At 61.6% G+C, this 17,211-nt stretch carries 16 protein-coding genes; 13 read left to right on the top strand and 3 right to left on the bottom strand.

Going from position 1 to position 17,211, the window contains the following annotated elements; genetic code table 11:
• Nucleotides 1-7 precede the first annotated feature (7 nt).
• The 8 genes from C5L13_RS14145 to C5L13_RS14110 all read left to right on the top strand — a co-directional run bounded on the left by C5L13_RS14145 (nt 8) and on the right by C5L13_RS14110 (nt 8,233).
• The gene (locus C5L13_RS14145; protein WP_105383917.1) at nt 8-760 is read left to right on the top strand and encodes a glycerophosphodiester phosphodiesterase family protein; all 753 of its coding nucleotides are present in this window, start codon (nt 8-10) and stop codon (nt 758-760) included.
• The gene (locus tag C5L13_RS14140; RefSeq protein WP_105383916.1) at nt 747-2,270 is read left to right on the top strand and encodes an alkaline phosphatase D family protein; all 1,524 of its coding nucleotides are present in this window, start codon (nt 747-749) and stop codon (nt 2,268-2,270) included. The genes C5L13_RS14145 and C5L13_RS14140 overlap by 14 nt, the downstream gene beginning before the upstream one ends.
• A gap of 23 nt (nt 2,271-2,293) precedes the next feature.
• Nucleotides 2,294-2,977, top strand: coding sequence for an HAD family hydrolase (locus C5L13_RS14135; RefSeq protein WP_105383915.1), 684 nt, complete (start codon nt 2,294-2,296; stop codon nt 2,975-2,977).
• A gap of 111 nt (nt 2,978-3,088) precedes the next feature.
• Entirely contained in the window at nt 3,089-4,174 is a 1,086-nt protein-coding gene (locus C5L13_RS14130; RefSeq protein ID WP_105383914.1) for an ABC transporter ATP-binding protein, read from the top strand.
• Between the two features lie 89 nt (nt 4,175-4,263).
• Nucleotides 4,264-5,397, top strand: a complete 1,134-nt coding sequence (locus C5L13_RS14125; protein ID WP_205836836.1) for an ABC transporter substrate-binding protein — start codon at nt 4,264-4,266, stop codon at nt 5,395-5,397.
• Between the two features lie 169 nt (nt 5,398-5,566).
• A complete protein-coding gene (locus tag C5L13_RS14120) occupies nt 5,567-6,388 on the top strand; it encodes an ABC transporter permease (protein ID WP_105383913.1) in 822 nt (273 codons plus the stop codon).
• Nucleotides 6,385-7,209 (top strand): ABC transporter permease, encoded by an 825-nt coding sequence (locus C5L13_RS14115; protein WP_105383912.1) that lies wholly within the window; start codon nt 6,385-6,387, stop codon nt 7,207-7,209. Before C5L13_RS14120 ends, C5L13_RS14115 begins: the two co-directional genes overlap by 4 nt.
• 7 nt (nt 7,210-7,216) lie before the next feature.
• Entirely contained in the window at nt 7,217-8,233 is a 1,017-nt protein-coding gene (locus tag C5L13_RS14110; RefSeq protein ID WP_105383911.1) for a LacI family DNA-binding transcriptional regulator, read from the top strand.
• On the opposite strand, the gene C5L13_RS14105 is transcribed toward C5L13_RS14110, so the two are convergent.
• The 3 genes from C5L13_RS14105 to C5L13_RS14095 are packed head-to-tail and all read right to left on the bottom strand — an operon-like array spanning nt 8,223 to nt 10,384.
• Complete coding sequence (locus tag C5L13_RS14105) at nt 8,223-9,098, bottom strand: amidohydrolase family protein (protein ID WP_105383910.1); 876 nt, start codon at nt 9,096-9,098, stop codon at nt 8,223-8,225. The two genes, C5L13_RS14110 and C5L13_RS14105, sit on opposite strands and share 11 nt — an antisense overlap.
• A 23-nt stretch (nt 9,099-9,121) precedes the next feature.
• Nucleotides 9,122-9,577 (bottom strand): MarR family winged helix-turn-helix transcriptional regulator, encoded by a 456-nt coding sequence (locus C5L13_RS14100; protein WP_105383909.1) that lies wholly within the window; start codon nt 9,575-9,577, stop codon nt 9,122-9,124.
• Nucleotides 9,578-9,589: 12 nt separating this feature from the next.
• Nucleotides 9,590-10,384: a crotonase/enoyl-CoA hydratase family protein gene (locus C5L13_RS14095; RefSeq protein WP_105383908.1), complete on the bottom strand. Its 795-nt coding sequence runs from the start codon at nt 10,382-10,384 to the stop codon at nt 9,590-9,592.
• 133 nt (nt 10,385-10,517) lie between these two features.
• On the opposite strand from C5L13_RS14095, the gene C5L13_RS14090 reads away from it, so the two are divergent.
• The 5 genes from C5L13_RS14090 to C5L13_RS14070 all read left to right on the top strand — a co-directional run bounded on the left by C5L13_RS14090 (nt 10,518) and on the right by C5L13_RS14070 (nt 17,210).
• The gene (locus C5L13_RS14090) at nt 10,518-12,374 is read left to right on the top strand and encodes a feruloyl-CoA synthase (protein ID WP_105383907.1); all 1,857 of its coding nucleotides are present in this window, start codon (nt 10,518-10,520) and stop codon (nt 12,372-12,374) included.
• Nucleotides 12,371-13,132, top strand: a complete 762-nt coding sequence (locus C5L13_RS14085) for an SDR family NAD(P)-dependent oxidoreductase (RefSeq protein ID WP_105383906.1) — start codon at nt 12,371-12,373, stop codon at nt 13,130-13,132. Before C5L13_RS14090 ends, C5L13_RS14085 begins: the two co-directional genes overlap by 4 nt.
• 5 nt (nt 13,133-13,137) lie before the next feature.
• Nucleotides 13,138-14,745, top strand: a complete 1,608-nt coding sequence (locus tag C5L13_RS14080) for an acyl-CoA dehydrogenase family protein (protein ID WP_170117267.1) — start codon at nt 13,138-13,140, stop codon at nt 14,743-14,745.
• Nucleotides 14,746-14,816: 71 nt separating this feature from the next.
• Entirely contained in the window at nt 14,817-15,725 is a 909-nt protein-coding gene (locus C5L13_RS14075) for a LysR family transcriptional regulator (RefSeq protein WP_105383905.1), read from the top strand.
• A gap of 147 nt (nt 15,726-15,872) precedes the next feature.
• A complete protein-coding gene (locus C5L13_RS14070; RefSeq protein WP_105383904.1) occupies nt 15,873-17,210 on the top strand; it encodes an FAD-dependent oxidoreductase in 1,338 nt (445 codons plus the stop codon).
• The last annotated feature ends 1 nt before the right edge of the window (nt 17,211 follow it).

Below are 17,211 nucleotides of genomic sequence, written 5' to 3'. Positions count from 1 at the left end.
ATTTCCAATGACCACTCCGATCATCGTCGGCCATCGCGGCGCTCGCAATCTCTGGGCAGAGAACAGTCTCTCAGGCTTCCGCAACCTCATCGGGCTTGAGGTCGAATCCGTGGAGTTCGACGTGCATCTCAGCGCTGCTGGCGAATTTCTGGTCATCCATGACGCGACGCTTGATCGCACGACGGAGCGGTCCGGCCGTGTGGCTGATCTTGCCGCCGGCGAATACCGCTCGGTCATCCTCAAAGGTACCGGTGAACGCATACCGACCCTTGAGGAGGTGCTGGAGATCTACGCGCCGACCGGCCTCGAACTGCATGTGGAGCTCAAGGCGGATGCCGACGGCAAGCCCTACGACGGTCTTGAAGCAAAGGCGGCTGCGGAGCTGGACCGCTTCGGCCTCGCCGATCGCGCGTTCCTGACGAGCTTTAACGGTGATGTCCTGAAGAAAGTCGGTGACGTGGCACCGCATATCCGCCGGCTTTCTTCGCTCAATCATAAGTCCGTCGAGGTTCGGGGCCTGAGGCAGTCGGTCGAGTTCATGCTGCAGGTGTCCGACGTGCTTGCCATCGAGAAGGCGCTGCTCTCCGAGGAATGGGATCTGCTTTCCGCCTTGATACCGGCGGAAAAGCTGGGTGTCTGGGTGCCGAACGAGCCGGATGATCTGTCGTTTTGGCTGAAGCAGCCGATCCGCCAGATCACCACCGATCGACCGGACCTGGCTGTGAAAGCGCGAGAAGGACTGTTCGATGCCGCGCATTGACCGGCGAAGCCTGCTGGCAGGCGGACTTGCGGCGGCCGCCGTCTGGCGGCCGCTCGGACTTGCACGTGCAGCAAACTTCAAGGCTGATCCGTTTTCTCTTGGCGTCGCCTCCGGTTCGCCAAGGGCGGACAGCGTCGTCATCTGGACGCGACTGATTATGGACGATACGTCTGCGGCCACCGCCGCCGATCCATTCGCCCTGGCTCCCAAGCTTGTGGCGGAACCCGTGGACGTGGAATGGATGGTCGCCGAGGACGAGGCGTTTTCGAAACCGGTCCAATCCGGCCTTTTCCGCGCCGTGCCGGAATTCGCGCATTCGGTGCACGTGGAAGTGAAGGGCCTTGAGCCCGGCCGCTGGTATTTCTACCGCTTCCGCTCCGGGAACGCGACAAGCGCCGTCGGGCGCACCCGAACTGCGCCTGAACGTGCCGACGCCTTCCGGTTTGCCTTCGCTTCCTGCCAGCAGTACGAGCAAGGTTTCTACAGCGCCTATGGCGACATGGCCGGGAAGGATCTCGACCTCGTCGTGCATCTCGGTGACTACATCTACGAACGAAGCTATGGTACCGAGCTTATCCGCCGGCATCAAACCGGCGTGCCTTCGCTTCTCTATGAATTCCGCGATCGTTACGCGCTCTACAAGGCTGACCCGCAATTGCAGGCGGCGCATGCCGCTTTCCCCTGGCTCGCGGTGTGGGACGATCACGAGGTCACAAACAATTACGCGGCTGATCGCGCGCCGGATGCCCCGAACCCGGCGGAATTCCTCGCCCGTCGCCGTGCTGCCTATCAGGCCTGGTTCGAGCATATGCCCGTCTCGCCGGCGCTCGCTGCCGGCTTCGACGCGCTCCGCATCTATGATCACTACCGCTTTGGCAATCTGCTCGGCTTGACCCTGCTCGATACACGGCAATACCGCTCGCCGCAGCTCCGGGGTTCCGCCGCCGCGGACCAGCCCGAGCGCACCATGCTCGGCCCGGCACAGGAAGAGTGGCTTGGCAGGACGCTTGTCGGCTCGCAGGCGAAATGGAACATCATCGCCCAGCAGACGCTGCTTTCGGAACGGGACACCAAGGCGGGCCCGGAGACGGGTTACAATCTTGACGGCTGGGACGGCTATCGTGCCGCGCGCGGCAGGCTGCTGAGTGCCGTTCAGTCTTCGGCGCCCTCGAACCCCCTTGTCATCGGGGGCGATCTGCACGCCTTCTATGCTGCCGATGTGAAGCGCGATTTCGCCGATGAGAAGGCTCTGCCGGTCGCCAGCGAATTCGTCTGCGGCTCGATCACCTCGGATGCTCCGTCTGCGGCGAGCCTTTCAACGGCTCTCGCCGAGAATCCACATCTCAGGTTTGCCTCCGACAAGCATGGTTACGCCATCGTGCGTCTCAGCGAGCGTTCCGCGGAGGTGGATTTCATCGGTATAACCGACCGCAAACAGCAGAATTCCGCCGCCGCCGTTTTCCAGCGTTTTGCCGTCGCCGACGGCGCTGCTGGCGTCAATCGGCTTTGACGCCTCATTTGAATTGGACCTTCATGCAGATAGATCTTCTGATTTTCGATTGTGACGGCGTGCTGATCAACAGCGAGCCGATCGCCAGCCGTACGCTTGCCAAGGCTCTCCAGGATGCCGGCGCGGCGATCACCGCCGAAGAGGTTCTGGTCCGGTTCACCGGCAATTCCGCCACCGCTATCCGCCGCATCTGCACGGAAGAGCTCGGCATCGGCAATCTGGATTCGGTCTTCGAGGCCTGGCATCTCGATATTTATCCGGAATTCGCCCGCTCGCTGGAGCCGATGCCCGGCATGGAAAAGCTGGTCCGGTCGCTGCCGCACCGAAAATGCGTTGCCTCCAACAGTTCGACGGAGCGGCTGGCGAAGAGCCTCGGCCTGTTCGATCTTTGGCACGCCTTCGCCCCGTCCGTCTTTAGCGCCGATGTGGTAGAGCGGCCGAAGCCGGCGCCGGATCTCTTCCATTTCTGTGCTGAAACCGTCGGGGTCGATCCCGCGCATTGCGTGGTAATCGATGACAGCGCCCATGGCATCAAGGGGGCGAAGGCGGCTGGCATGACGGCGATCGGTTTTGTCGATCCCGCCGATCCGCGTCCAGACCGCGCGCTGGTACTCAAGGAAGCGGGTGCTATCTTGGTGGCAACCGGCGCAGACGAGCTCGCAGAAGCGCTCATCCGCCTCGAAGCTTCACTGCCCATGGAAGTCTGAGCTGACTATCCTTGCGCTTCTCCATATAAAATAGCCGGTGTCATCCGCTTGTAAAACTCTGGCCCTAAGAAGCCTCCAGCAAGGTTGCACGGCTGTGCAAGAGGGGGCTGGATGGAACGGGACGGGTTTTTGGAATTGCGCGGGGTCGCCAGTCGTTATGGCTCCACGCAGGTTCTGAGCGATATCGACCTGTCGATCGCCAAAGGCGAGTTCGTAGCCCTGCTCGGCTCGTCGGGCTGCGGCAAGACCACGCTTCTGCGCCTGCTGGCCGGCTTCATCAGCCCTTCGTCCGGCGAAGTGAAGGTGCGCCATCGCGACGTGACCCATCTGCCGCCGGACAAGCGCGGCATGGCGCTCGTTTTCCAGTCCTATGCACTCTGGCCGCACATGACGGTCGCGCAGAACATCGGCTACGGGCTGAAGCTGAAGGGCGTCGCGCGGGCGGAGATCGCGTCGCGCGTTTCCGCCATGCAGGCGATGCTTGGCCTGGAAGGGCTGGAGGCGCGCAAACCGCAGGCTTTGTCCGGCGGCCAGCGGCAGCGCGTTGCGCTCGGCCGGGCGCTTGCCATCGATCCGGAAATCCTGCTGCTCGACGAACCGTTGTCGAACCTCGACGCTCGCATCCGCCTGTCCGTACGTCACGAGCTGCGCGCACTGCAGAAGCGCCTTGGCATTACGGCGATCCACGTCACCCACGATCGCGAGGAGGCCATGGTGATGGCCGACCGCATCGTCATCCTCAATGCCGGCCGCATCGCCCAGCATGGCTCGCCGGAAGAGGTCTATAACCGACCGGCCTCAGCCTTCGTCGCGGCCTTCATGGGTGCCGAGAACGTGCTTTCCCTGAACGGTCATCCGGATGGCGACGCCTTCATGCTGCAGGCAGGCCCTGCGAACGAAGCGACGACGGTGCAGCTTGCTGGTCGGCACCTGTTGCCGGGTGCGGTCGAAGCGCGGTTTCGTCCCGAAGCAGCACACCTGTTCGCCAAGGAGGAATTTCTTCCCCGCAGGCCCGGTGTGGCTTTTCGTGGCGAAGTTCTCGCCGTCGCCTATCCGGGCGGTCACTGGCGGCATGTGGTCCGGCTTGGCGACCGCGAGATCATGGCCGATGCGCCCCAAGCCTTTTCGCCGGGGATGCGGGTTGCCGTGCATGTGCCGGCCGAAAGCTTGTTCCTGTTCAATTCGCCGACTTCCTGAACCGGCTCCTCATTTCCCGGCGCTTAGACCGGGAAAATTCTGCCTGCCTTAATGCCTTAACGAGACTGCTCAACTCACGGAGAAACCCCATGAAGAGAATGTCCTACGCAGCTTTCGCCGTCGTGCTGGCGGCGCTTCCGGTTCGCGCCGGCGAGCTGACTGTTGCGACCGCCGGCGACCAGAACATGGTCGACTATATCAACCAGTATCTCGGTCCGCTGTTCGAGAAGACCTATCCGGGCAACACCGTCCGTGCCGTCGGCACAGGCCCCGGTGATGCCGGTTCTCAGAAGATCCTCGAGCGCTTCGATGCCCAGGCTTCCGCCAAGGCGGAAAAGTGGGATGTCGATGTTGCTGTCGTCCACGAAAAGTTCGTCGGCCCGATGGTCTCCAAGAGCTATCTCGACAAATACCGCGGTGATATCGAGACCGGCAAGCTCGTCACCCGGGCCAATGCCAAGATGGCGCTCGGCACCAATGTCGAGGGTTACGTCATGCCGATGTTCAACAGCCAGACGGCAATCGCTTACAACCCGACGCTCGTTCCGACCCCCCCGAAGTCCTATGCGGAGCTCGCAGAATGGGCAAAAGCCCATCCGAAGCAGTTCGGCTACAACGGCATCAAGGGCGGCGCTTCGGGCGTCTCGTTCGTCATGGGCTGGATCTACGCCTTCGGCGGCGGCGATGCCGACACGCTGATGAACGGCCCGTTCAAGGAAGAGGAAACCAAGAAGTGGGATGAGGCCTTCAAGAGCCTCGCCGATTTCACCAAAAACGCGACGCTCACCCCTGGCAATGCCGGCACGCTTGACCTGCTGTCCCGCGGCGAAATCGCCATGGGTCCGGTCTGGGTCGACATGTTCTATTCCTGGCAGGCAAACGGCCAGCTGCCGCCGACCCTCAAGCTTGTCCTCCCGGCTCCCGGCATGCCCGGCCAGCCGATGCACTATGTCGTGCCGGAAAAGGCTGCGAACAAGGATCTGGCGGAAAAGTTCATCGCGCTCGCCACCAGCCCGAAGGTCCAGGCCGAGGGCATCGTCAAGCGTTTCAACTGGTATCCGGGCATCGACGCGGACAAAGTGAAGGCCGAGTTGGACGACGCCACCTGGAATAAGCTCTTCGTCGATATCTCGCCGGCTGATCTTGCAGCGAAGGGCAAGCCCTTCCCGATCGCGCCCTACAATACTGCGATCTTGGAAGCCTACGAGAAGTCGGTGAAATAAGCCGCAATCTCACCTTCTCCCCTCGGGGAGAAGGTGGTCCAACGGGCCGGATGAGGGGGCCGCAAGGCATATCATTCAATGTTTTGCCCCCGAGCCCCCTCATCTGTCCTGCCGGACATCTTCTCCCGAGGGGAGAAGAGACGACCCATCCGCCCATCGAGCTCGAACCATGTCCAGACGACTTCTCGGCCTTACTCTCGTCTTTCCCGCGCTTGCAGTGATCGCGTTCCTGTTCATCCTGCCGCTGATCATGTCGGCGGTCGGCGCTTTTCAGGTGGATGGAGCGTTCGGCTGGGGCAATTTCCAAAAGATGTTTGATCTCTATACCAAGGACATTGTCTTCACCGTCGTCATCATCTCCATCTCGACGGTGCTGATCGGCATCGCCTCGATCGCCATCGGCGGATATCTGACCCTCGGAGAGCACCCGGTTGCGGTGGCGATCCTGCGCTGGCTCTACCGCTGGCCGATGTTCATCCCCTTCATCGTCGTCGGACAGATTCTGCGCACCTTCCTTTCGAAGAACGGCATGATGAACAATGTTGCCATCAATCTTGGCCTCCTGACGCCGATCGATGCGGTGAGCTTTCTCGACTGGCGCGGCATCGTGATCGCCTTCGTCTGGAAGCAGACGCCTTTCGTGGCGCTGCTTGTTGCCGGCGCCATGGCCTCGATCAATCGCGAAACTATAGATGCCGCACGCAATCTTGGCGCTTCGCGGCTTCGCGTCCTTATCGAAATCGTCGTACCCCAGGTGGGAACCACATTGACGGTCGGGCTCATCCTTTCGTTCGTCACCATGATGTCGGTCCTGTCGGTGCCGCTCATGATCAATGCGCAGACGCCCACCATGCTGACGGCGGATATCGCCTTCCGTGTCAATTCCTATGGCGACTACGGCGTCGCCAATGCGCTCGGTCTCATCTCGCTGCTGCTCGCCTCCTCGGTTGCTTGGATCTATCTGCGTGCCAGCCTCAAGGAGCGCTCATGAACGCCTCCCGCAATCCCGTTGCGGCGCTCTGGTGGGTGCCGCGCGGCCTGGTATTCGGCCTTATGGCTTTCTTCATCTTCGGGCCGCTGTTCAACCTGTTGCTCTGGACGGTCGCGGAGAAATGGTACTTTCCCCACAGCCTGCCGCTGGAATACGGCTTCAGTTCCTGGGCGAAGGTCTTCGCGCCGCGCGGAGGAGCGGTCGAGTCGCTGACCAACTCCATTGTCGTCGCGCTGCTGACCGTGGTCGTGTCGCTGTTACTGGCAATCCCGGCGGGCTATGCACTGGCACGGCTTAAATTGCCGCTGAGGGGATTGATCCTGCTTGCCTTCCTCATTCCGCAGGCATTTCCGAACCTCACCGTCTATGTCAACGTCGCCCGGATCTTCTACGAGATCGGCCTGAATGGCACGATCCCCGGCGTCGTGCTGGTGCATGTATCGCACGGCCTTGTTTATGCCGTCTGGATCGCGACCGCTGCCTTTTCGGCGATCGACGTCGAGCTTGAACAGGCGGCTCGCAATATCGGCGCCGGTGCCATGCGCACGTTTCTGGACATCACGCTGCCGCTTGCCGCACCCGGCCTGATGGCGAGCGCGATCTTTGTTTTTCTGGAATCGCTCGATGAATTCACCGGCAGCTATTTTGTCGGCGCGCCGGACGTGAACATGCTGCCGCTGCTCCTTTACACGGCCGGTGCCGGCGGCAACTACCAGATCGCATCGATCACCGCCCTCTTGCTGCTCGTCCCGTCACTGGTTTTCATGTTGATCGTGGAGCGGTTCCTGAAGGCGGATGTCCTTTCCCGTGTGGGGCATTGAGGAAAGCATGAAGGACGAAAAGAGGATGCGCTTCGTCAGCGCCGAACAGGTAGCAAAGTTGGCCGGCGTTTCCCGTTCCGCCGTCTCCCGCACCTTCACACCTGGCGCCAGCGTTGCGCCGGCAACGCGGGAAAAGGTAATGCGCGCAGCGGAAGAACTCGGCTACCACGTCAACGATCTGGCGCGTGGCGTGCTCGCCAACCAGAGCCGGCTTGTAGGCATTGTCGCTACCAAGCCGGAGCTCGGCTTTCGGGCCCATCTGACGGCAGCACTCGCCAAGGCGCTCATTGGGCGCGGCAGCATTCCGATCCTGATCAACACGGGTCAAACGGAGGAGGAACTACTGGCCGCCCAGAAGATGCTGATCGGTCACCGCGCCGAGGCGACGATCATCATCTCCGGTTCGCCGCCGGCGAGTTTTTTCGAACTCGCGCAACGAAACGGGCAGCCGCTCGTGGTAATCGGCCGCTCCGAGCAGAATGTGGACCACGTCCGCGCCGGCAATTCGGAAGCCTCCCGCAACGCGGCGAATGCCTTCGTGGAAGCCGGTCGGCGGCGGCTTGCGGTGGTTGGTTCGCTGTCCCGCACGCCGAGCATCGCGGAGCGCGAAAGCGCCTTTCTCGCCGCCGCCCAGGCCCTGGATATGGACGTCGTGGCGGCCAGAGGGCCGGACTCCGATTATGACAGCGGCACCGCAGCGGCGCGCGACCTGTTTTCCTCCGGTGAAAAGCCTGATGCGGTCTTTTGCGCCAACGACCAGATCGCCTTCGGTGTCATGGATTTTATCCGCCACGAACTGGGCTTGAGCATTCCGGAAGATGTGGCTGTAATTGGATTCGACGATGTGCCGGAGGCGAACTGGCTCAGCTACAAGCTCACCACGTTCCGGCAGGACCCGGCCGTCATGGCGGCGCGCGCCGTCGACTTTCTGGAGCATCGCTTGGAAAACCCGAACGCTGCGCCGGGTTACGAGCGGGTTATTCCGGAACTGGTGGTCCGAAAGAGCTTCGTCCCTAGATCTTGAGCAGCTTGCGGGCGTTTTCCTTGAGGATCAGCGGCCGCACCTCGTCCTTGATCGGAATGTTGGCGAAGTCCGCCATCCAGCGGTCGGGTGTGATCGCCGGCCAGTCGGAGCCGAACAGCATTTTGTGTTTCAGGATGGAATTGGCGTACTGCACCAGGATCGGCGGAAAATACTTGGGCGACCAGCCGGACATGTCGATATAGACGTTCGGTTTGTGGGTCGCGACCGACAGCGCCTCTTCCTGCCACGGGAAGGAAGGATGGGCCAGGATGATCGGCATATCGGGGAAATCGACAGCCACGTCATCGAGATGGATGGGGTTTGAGAATTTGAGCCGCATGCCCATGCCGCCCCGCATGCCGGCGCCGACGCCGGTCTGGCCGGTGTGGAAGAGCGTGATTGCGCCTTCCTCGGCGATTGCCTCATAAAGAGGATAGGCCATCCGGTCGTTGGGGTAAAAACCCTGCATGGTCGGGTGAAACTTGAAACCCTTGACGCCGAACTCCCGCACGAGGCGGCGGGCTTCCCGTGCGCCGGCCTTGCCTTTCGCCGGATCGATCGAGGCGAAGGGGATCATGATGTCGCTGTTTTCGGCGGCGATCATCGCCACTTCTTCGTTGTTGTAGCGACGAAAGCCCGTTTCCCGCTCAGCGTCGACCGGGAAGATCACGCAGCCGATCTTGCGTTCGCGATAATAGACGGCAGTTTCATTCACCGTCGGCAGCATGCCCTTGTGGCCGGCCGGGTTCTTGAAATATTTCGCCATGCCGGCCTGGAATTCGTCATAGCCGTCGTCGCGCGGACCGCAGCAGGGCTCCTCCGCGTGGGTATGGATGTCGATCGCGAGCAGTTCATCGATATTCAAGGCCGGCTCCTCCCGATCCTGTTTCAGTCAATCCCGACGAATTTCCGCAGCAGGCCTGTCAGTTGCTGGCGTTCGTCCTTGGTAAGGTTGGCGCCGACGGAATCCTCGTAGGTAAAAAACCAATGGCTTGCCTGCCTGACTTTATCTGCGGCAGCCGGCGTAAGTGTGATTTCAACCGCCCGGCGATCGTCATCCGGGACCCGGCGCGTGACGAGGCCCTGATCTTCCAATGCGCGGATGAGCTTGGTCATGTGGGCGCGCTTGATCATCAGCCTTTGGCCGAGGACGCTCTGGCGGATGCCGGGGTTGTGAAGGATGACCCAGAGAACGGAGAACTCGCCCGGTTTCAGGTGGTACTCTCCGACTTCCTCGAAAAAACGTTCATAGATCTTGAGCTGCGCGAGCCGCATCAGGAAGCCGAGCGCCGTGCTGAGCCGGTCTAGATCGACGTCTTCTGACGTGCGGACTGGCATATCCATGATGATGTCCTCTCAGGCCGAACCCGGCGCCTTCAAACGTGCAGCCCGTTTTTCCAGGAAGGCCCGCAGCCGTTCCTCGGCCTCCGGACTGGTGGCGGTAAACGAGGAGATGAAGGATTCCACGAACAGGCCGTCTTCCTTCGCCATATCCTGAATGCGCGGGAGCGCATTGATGACCGCGTAATTGGAAATCTCGGCATTGCTCGCGGCCGCTTCGGCCAGCTCATGCGCCTTCTGCCGCGCAGTGCCTTTTTCGACCACATACTGGGCGAGGTTCCAGCTCTCCGCCTCCTCGGCGGAAGCGACACGGCCGGTCAGCATCATGTCGGTCATACGTGCCACGCCCATCAGCCGCGCGACCCGCACGGAGCCGCCGCCGCCGACGAAGATGCCGCGCTGGCCTTCCGGCAGCGCAAAAAAGGCGGAGCGATCTGCAACGCGGATATGCGTGGCCGCCGCAAGCTCCAGGCCGCCGCCAACCACCGCGCCATGCAGAGCAGAAATCCACGGGATGGTGCCGTGCTCGATGCCGGAAAATACCGCATGCCAGCGGCGCGAACCACGCACGCCTTCGATCGGCGTCTTCTTCACATGTTCGGCAAGGTCGAGCCCTGCGCAGAAATGGTCGCCATGACCGAAAAGGACGACGGCCTTCGCCTCGCTTTCGGCGCGGGCTACTGCCTCGGCGATCATCTCGACGAAGCGGTCGCTGATGGCGTTGCGCTTTTCGGGGCGGTTGAGACCTATATGGGCGATCTTGCCCTTGAGTTCATAGGTGACGAAGCTCGTTGCCGTCTGATCGGCCATTTTCTGCTTACTCCTCCAGCAACGGACGCTCCCATTCATCCGCCTTGAGTTTTTGATCGTTTACATGGAGATTGTTTCCTTGTAAACAAATTTTTGGAAGCCTGTGGAGGCATTGACGTCTGGGAGGAGTGTCATGGCCGGTCAATCCGCGCGTGATGTAAAGCTGTGGTCGCCTGTGGTAAAGTGGGAGGAGCGGCCGGGTGGCGAGTTCCTGGTCTGGCGGGAAGATCCACTTGGTGCTTATCCGGACAAGCTCAACGAGCGGCTGGTGCATTGGGCAAAGACTGCGCCCGATCGCGCCTGGATGGCCGATCGCGACGCGACGGGCGGCTGGCGGACCGTAACCTATGGAGAGGCGCTCGACCGGGTACGGCGCATCGGCCAGTTCCTGCTCGACCTGAAACTTTCTGCCGAAAGTCCACTCGTCATTCTCTCCGAAAATTCGATCGAACACGCGCTGATAGCGCTAGGCGCGCAGCATGTCGGGATCCCTTCGGCAGCGATCGCGCCGGCATATGCAACGCTATCCTCAGACTTTGGCAAACTTGCTGAAATTGCCGCGCAGATCACGCCGGGCCTGGTGTTCGCCGATGACGCAGCCGTCTTCCGCAAAGCAGTCGATATAGCCTTCGGCGCCGACACTCCATTCGTTGCCACCCGCAATCTGCCGGGTGACCGCCCCAATTCCTATCAGTTCGATGACGTCATCCGAAGAGAGCCGACTGCGGCCGTGGACCAGGCCTTCGATGCCGTCGGCCTCGATACGGTCGCGAAATTCCTGTTCACCTCCGGCACTACGGGTTCGCCTAAGGGGGTGATCCAGACGCAACGCATGCTTTGTTCGAACCAGGAAATGGTGGCCGATTGCTACGGTTATTTTCGGGACGAGCCGCCGATCCTCGTCGACTGGTCGCCGTGGAACCATACGGCGAGCGGCAACAAGTGCTTCAACATCGTCATCTATCACGGCGGCACCTATTACATCGACCGTGGCAAACCGACGCCGAAGCTGATCGGCCAGACGATCGCCAATCTGAGGGAGATCTCGCCCACCTGGTATTTCAACGTTCCTGCCGGTTACGAGATGTTGGTGCAGGAAATGCGCGAGGACGATACGCTCCGCCAGAACTTCTTCAGGAACCTGAAAATGATGATGTATGCCGGCGCCGGTATGGCACAGCACACCTGGGACGCGTTGACCGAACTTGCGGAAATGACGGTGGGGGGACGTATCCCACTCGGCACGGGCCTGGGCTCCACGGAAACGGCGCCATTTTCGCTCTTCTGCACCGATCCTCAGGACAAGCCGGGCAATATCGGGATCCCTGCTCAAGGTGTTACGCTGAAGCTGGTGCCCTTCGAGGACAAGTACGAACTGCGCCTGAAGGGTCCGAATATCACTCCCGGCTACTGGCGGAACGAGACGCTGACGGCCGCTGCTTTCGATGAAGAAGGATTTTATCGCATAGGCGATGCCGTGAAATTTGCGGTTCCCGGCGACCCGAGCAAGGGGTTCTATTTTGACGGCCGGACGGCGGAGAATTTCAAGCTGCAGACGGGCACCTGGGTGGCCGTCGGCATGCTGCGCGCGCAATTCGTCAACCAGTTCGGCGGACTGATCCGCGATGCTGTCATCACTGGCGAGAATCGGGCGGAACTCGGCGCGCTCGTCGTGCCTTTCATGCCGGCTTTGCGGGAGATCATCGCAGGCGAGAGCGGTCTTTCGGATGAGGCGGTGGTCGCTCACCCCAAGGTAAGGGCGGCGATCGCTTCTCGCCTCGCCGAGCATCAGCGGCAGGCGAGCGGTTCGGCGACGCGCATCATGCGTGTGATGCTGATGACCGAGCCGCTGCGTTTCGAAAAGGGCGAGGTGACCGACAAGGGTTCGATCAACCAGCGAGCCGTGCTCGCTCAACGCAGCGATCTTGTCGATGCGCTTTATGCGGACGGCACAGATGTCATCCGGGTGGGGAAGGAGCTTGCGGCATGAAGATCGAAGGGGCGAGCGCGGTCGTAACCGGCGGCGGATCGGGGCTCGGCGAGGCGACGGCACGATTGCTCGCGAAGCTCGGAGCGATCGTGCACATCTTCGACCGCAACTCGGCAGCCGCCGAGAAGGTGGCGAGTGAAATTGGCGGCGCGGCGCTTTTGGGCGACGTAACGAGCGAAGACGATGCATCGCATGCGCTGGATATTGCCGCTCAGGCCGGAGACGGCCTTAGAATTCTCGTCAATTGCGCAGGCATCGGTACGGCGGGACGCATCCTCGGCAAGCAAGGCCCGATGCCGCTGGGGGATTTTGAAAGAGTGATCCGCATCAACCTGATCGGCACGTTCAATATGATGCGGCTTGCGGCCGAGCGTATGTCGACACTGCCGGAACGGGAAGACAAGGCGCGCGGCGTGATCGTCAACACCGCTTCCGTCGCAGCCTTCGAAGGGCAGGTCGGCCAGGCGGCTTATGCGGCCTCCAAGGGCGGCATCGTCTCCCTGGCGCTGCCGGCGACACGCGAATTCTCGCGTTTCGGCATCCGCGTCAACACGGTAGCGCCCGGCATTTTTCTGACGCCCTTGCTCTACGAATTGCCGCAGGAGGCGCAGGATAGCCTGGCCGCTGCCATCCCTTATCCGTCAAGACTCGGCGATCCGGCGGAGTTTGCAGATGCGGTGCGGTTCCTGATCGAGAACCAGTATGTCAACGGCGAAGTGATCCGGCTCGACGGCGCCATTCGCATGCAGCCGCGGTGATGCCGATGTCTTTCGCGGATCAGGCAAACCGTACGCTGGAGCTGCTGGCTCTGACGCCGGGCTGGCATCGGCTGCGTGATCTTCGGCAGGATTGCGACGATGAGACGGTCGTGGCGATCGTCGAGGAAGCGGCGAGTTTTGCCGAAGGCGTACTGGCGCCGTTGAATACGGTCGGTGATCGGATCGGCGCACGGGTCGTTGACGGTCGGGTGAAGACGCCTGACGGTTTTGCCGATGCGTTTCGGCAATATGCCGAAGCTGGTTGGCTCGGAATGGACGTGCCGGAGAAATTCGGCGGGCAGGCCGTTCCACTCACCCTGCATGCCGCTTGCGCACCGCTCTTCGAGCGCGGCTGCGTCGCCCTGATGATGGCCGCGGGTTCTACGCGCGCCGCCGCGCATCTTCTGGCCGAAACCGCCGACGAGGCGACCGCAAACGAATGGGTGCCCAAGCTCGCCTCGGGCGAATGGGCGGCCACGATCTGCATCTCCGAGCCAGAGGCCGGGTCCGATGTCGGACGGCTTCGGACAAAGGCCGAGCAGCGAGATGGCGAATGGCTCATCACTGGCCAGAAGATCTGGATTTCCTTCGGCGATCACGACATGGGGGCGCGCATTGGCCATTGCCTGCTTGCCCGCACCAACAATCAGCCGGGCACGCGCGGCGTCAGCCTCTTTCTCGTGCCGAATTTCGTCGAGGGCCAGCCGAACGGGGTCACGGTCGACCGGATCGAGGAGAAGATGGGCCTGCACGGATCCCCGACCTGCGCCATGCGGTTCGACAATGCGAAGGGCATATTGCTCGGCAAGGAAGGGCGAGGCCTGCCGCAGCTCTTCACGATGATCGAACTGATGCGGCTTCTCACAGGCTGCCAGGGGCTGGGCATCGCTTCTGCCGCCGCCGATATTGCCGAGGACTATGCCAGGGAGCGCCGGCAGGGCGGCCCGGCGGACCAGCCGCCGGTGTCGATCGCCAGCCATCCCGATGTTCGTCGACAGCTCCATGAGATACGCAGTTCGACCGAAATTTTGCGCGCAGCAGTGCTGGAACTGGCGACGGCCATGGATCTCGCTCGGCTAGACGCAGAGCCGGGGCTGGAAGATTTCACGGGCTGGATGCTGCCGCTGGTCAAAAATTTCGGAGCTGAGACGGGCTTCGATGTCGCCCATCGAGCGATCCAGGTGCTCGGCGGCGTCGGCTTCACCCGTGACTGGCCCCTTGAGCAATACCTGCGGGACTCTCGTGTCATGACGATTTATGAAGGCACGACGGGCATGCAGGCGCTGGATTTTCTGACGCGCCGCCTCTGGCGCGACGAGGGCAGGGGGCTTGCCGTTTTTCTGCAGAAGGTGCGGGACGAGGTGGATGCCTATTCTGCCGAACATCCCGATGCGTCAGAGGCGCTGGTTGTCGTTCTCGACGATTTCGAGGCGCTGAGCGAGCGGATGATGGTGATGCAAGACGACCCTGACGCGGCGCTTTACCGGGCGGATGCCTATATGCGCGCCGCCTGGTCGGCCGTGTCTGCCTGGCTGGCATTGCGCCTTTCCGAGACCAGGGCCGTCGAAAGAGTGACTGCGGAATTCCAGTTTCATAGCGCGCGTTGTAATTAACAGTCGAGTTGCGCAGGCTTCGATTTGCATGTCTGATGCCATTCCGATTTTTTCTCGAAATGAGAAAGACAGTGAATATACTTCTCGATATCGGAGCCTTTCTTGCAACTGCCCGCGCCGGGAGTTTTTCCGCAGCCGGTCGCGATCTCGGTGTTGCGACTTCCGTCATCACCAAACGGGTGAGGCGGCTCGAAGACCATCTGAAAACGCAGCTTTTCGTGCGCACGACGCGACGTCTGGCGTTGACGCTCGACGGGGAGCGGTTAAGGCCGCGGCTGCAACTTCTGGTCGGAGAGATCGAGGAGACCTTGGCCACTCCCAACACGCAGGAACTGGGATTGACCGGCTCACTGCGCATCAAGGCGCCGACGACACTGACCTCGATGTTCTTCGGCGATATCTGCGCGGCCTTCCAGGCGGCCAATCCGCGGGTCAAGATGGAGATCGTTCTGCTCGATCGGTCCGTAAACCCGCTGGAAGAGGGTTTCGACGTGGCGGTAGGCGCGCTGCCGCAATCCTATGCCTATGTGATCGACCATCCGCTCTGCCCCTATCCGCGGGTTCTTTGCGCGGCGCCGAGCTATTTCGCGAACCGCAGAAGGCCCAAGACCCCGACGGAGTTGGTCGGTCATGAATGCATCACGTTCCACACGATCGGCACGACCTGGACTTTCCAGCTGGAATCGAGCACACTCAACGTGGAGATAACCTCGAATTTCACTGCGAACGACAGCCGTATCCTGCTTGCAGCCGCCAGACAGGGGTTGGGCCTCGCGATACTGCCGCGGTTCCTCGCGCAATCGGATCTGGACAATCGTATGCTGGAAGAGGTGATGCCGGAGTTTCCGGTCGAGCCCTTGTGGGTGAAGGCGTCGGTGCCGCGGATCAAGATGAACAGGAATGTCGTCGCCGAGTTCATTGCTTATGCACAGAAACGGTTTGACCAAGGAATTCCAGCGCAGGCTATTCCTGCCTTCTGACTTGAGATCACGCGTCCTTCGCTTCCCAGCTTTCGCAAAACACGAAAGCTGATCGCGCCACTTGCCGGGTTCCGGCGATGGTATCTTCGGTTACCATCCGACTGATAAGTGCCGGGAAGACACAGGGCACCATGCGAGAGAGGCGTGATGACGCAGATGCTGAGCAGGGAAACACGGATCGTCAGGCGCGAAAAGGCCGCGCCCTTTCGCAAGCTGAAGGCAGATATCTGCGTCGTCGGCGCCGGCATCGCCGGGATTTCGGCAGCCCTCGAAGCCGCACGGCTCGGTCGCACGGTGGTCATCGTGGATGGGCAGGCAGCACTTGGGGGCCAGGCGGTCAATTCCATCATCTCCACCTTCTGCGGCCTCTTTTCGAACGGTACTCACGGCTATCAGTTCACCCATGGCGTTGCCGACCAGCTGCTTGCCTATCTCGAAACACAGGACAAGGCTGTCCACTACCGGCACGGGCCCAACACCACCGTCGTCTATTATGACGAAGTGGTGCTCGGCCGCTGGATGGAGAGCAGCGTTCTCGATGCGGGAATTCAGGTCGTGCTTGGCGCCACCATTCTCGATGTGCATGTCGAGGGAAGGCGTATCGTCCAGACGGATTTCATGACGCGTTACGGCGGCGTATCTGTCGAGGCCACGGGCTGGGTCGAGGCGAGCGGCGATGCTGCCCTCGTCTGGCAGGCCGGGTTTGCCTGCCGCGAGCCCGAAAGGGGCGGCGTCTTCGGCACGCAGATGGTGGTGCTGGAGAATATCGACGAGGCAAAGCAGCCGACGCGCTACGAGATCGCCGACCGGATGAAGGACAAGGCGGCGAGCTACGGCCTCCTGCGTCGCGAAGGGCTTGGCTTCACCATCCCGGGACGCGGCATTGCCGCCATGAACATGACTCATGTGGAGACGCCGCTCGATCCGGTCGAGGCTTCGAAAAAGGCGCTTGAGGGCAAGGATCAGGCTGCGCGTGCTGTCGAGTTCCTGAAGACGGAGTTTCCGGAATGCTTCGGCAATGCCCGCATCCGCTCGTTCGGCCTGCCTGGTATCCGCCAGACCCGCTGGATCGCGGGGCGGCATCACCTGACGGTGGATGAGATCCAGGCCGGCACGAGGTTCGACGATGCCGTCGCACGGACCGCCTGGCCGATCGAGCTGCACGATCATGGCGACGGCCATCACTGGATTACCTTCGACAAGGACCATACCCATTACATTCCGCTCGGCAGCCTGACGCCGGACGAATGCGACAATGTTGCCGCCGCCGGCCGCTGCATCGATGCCGACTCTGCAGCGCTCTCGAGCGTCAGGGTCATGGGGCCTTGCATCGGCATGGGCATGGCGGCCGCCAATGCTCTCGATCTTGCCGGGACCGGCAGCGTGCACCAGATCGATCTTGCAGCTTTGCGGGAAAGAGTTTCCGATAATGTCGAGAAGAAGCATTATCGCTGGTCCGATGAGGAAATGCGCGCCGCATCGTGAG

This window comes from Neorhizobium alkalisoli (assembly GCF_002968635.1).
GTDB classification, from domain to species: Bacteria; Pseudomonadota; Alphaproteobacteria; order Rhizobiales; family Rhizobiaceae; genus Neorhizobium; species Neorhizobium alkalisoli.
The sequence above is the reverse complement of the archived record's forward strand: the minus strand, read 5'-3'. Positions and strand labels throughout refer to the sequence as shown.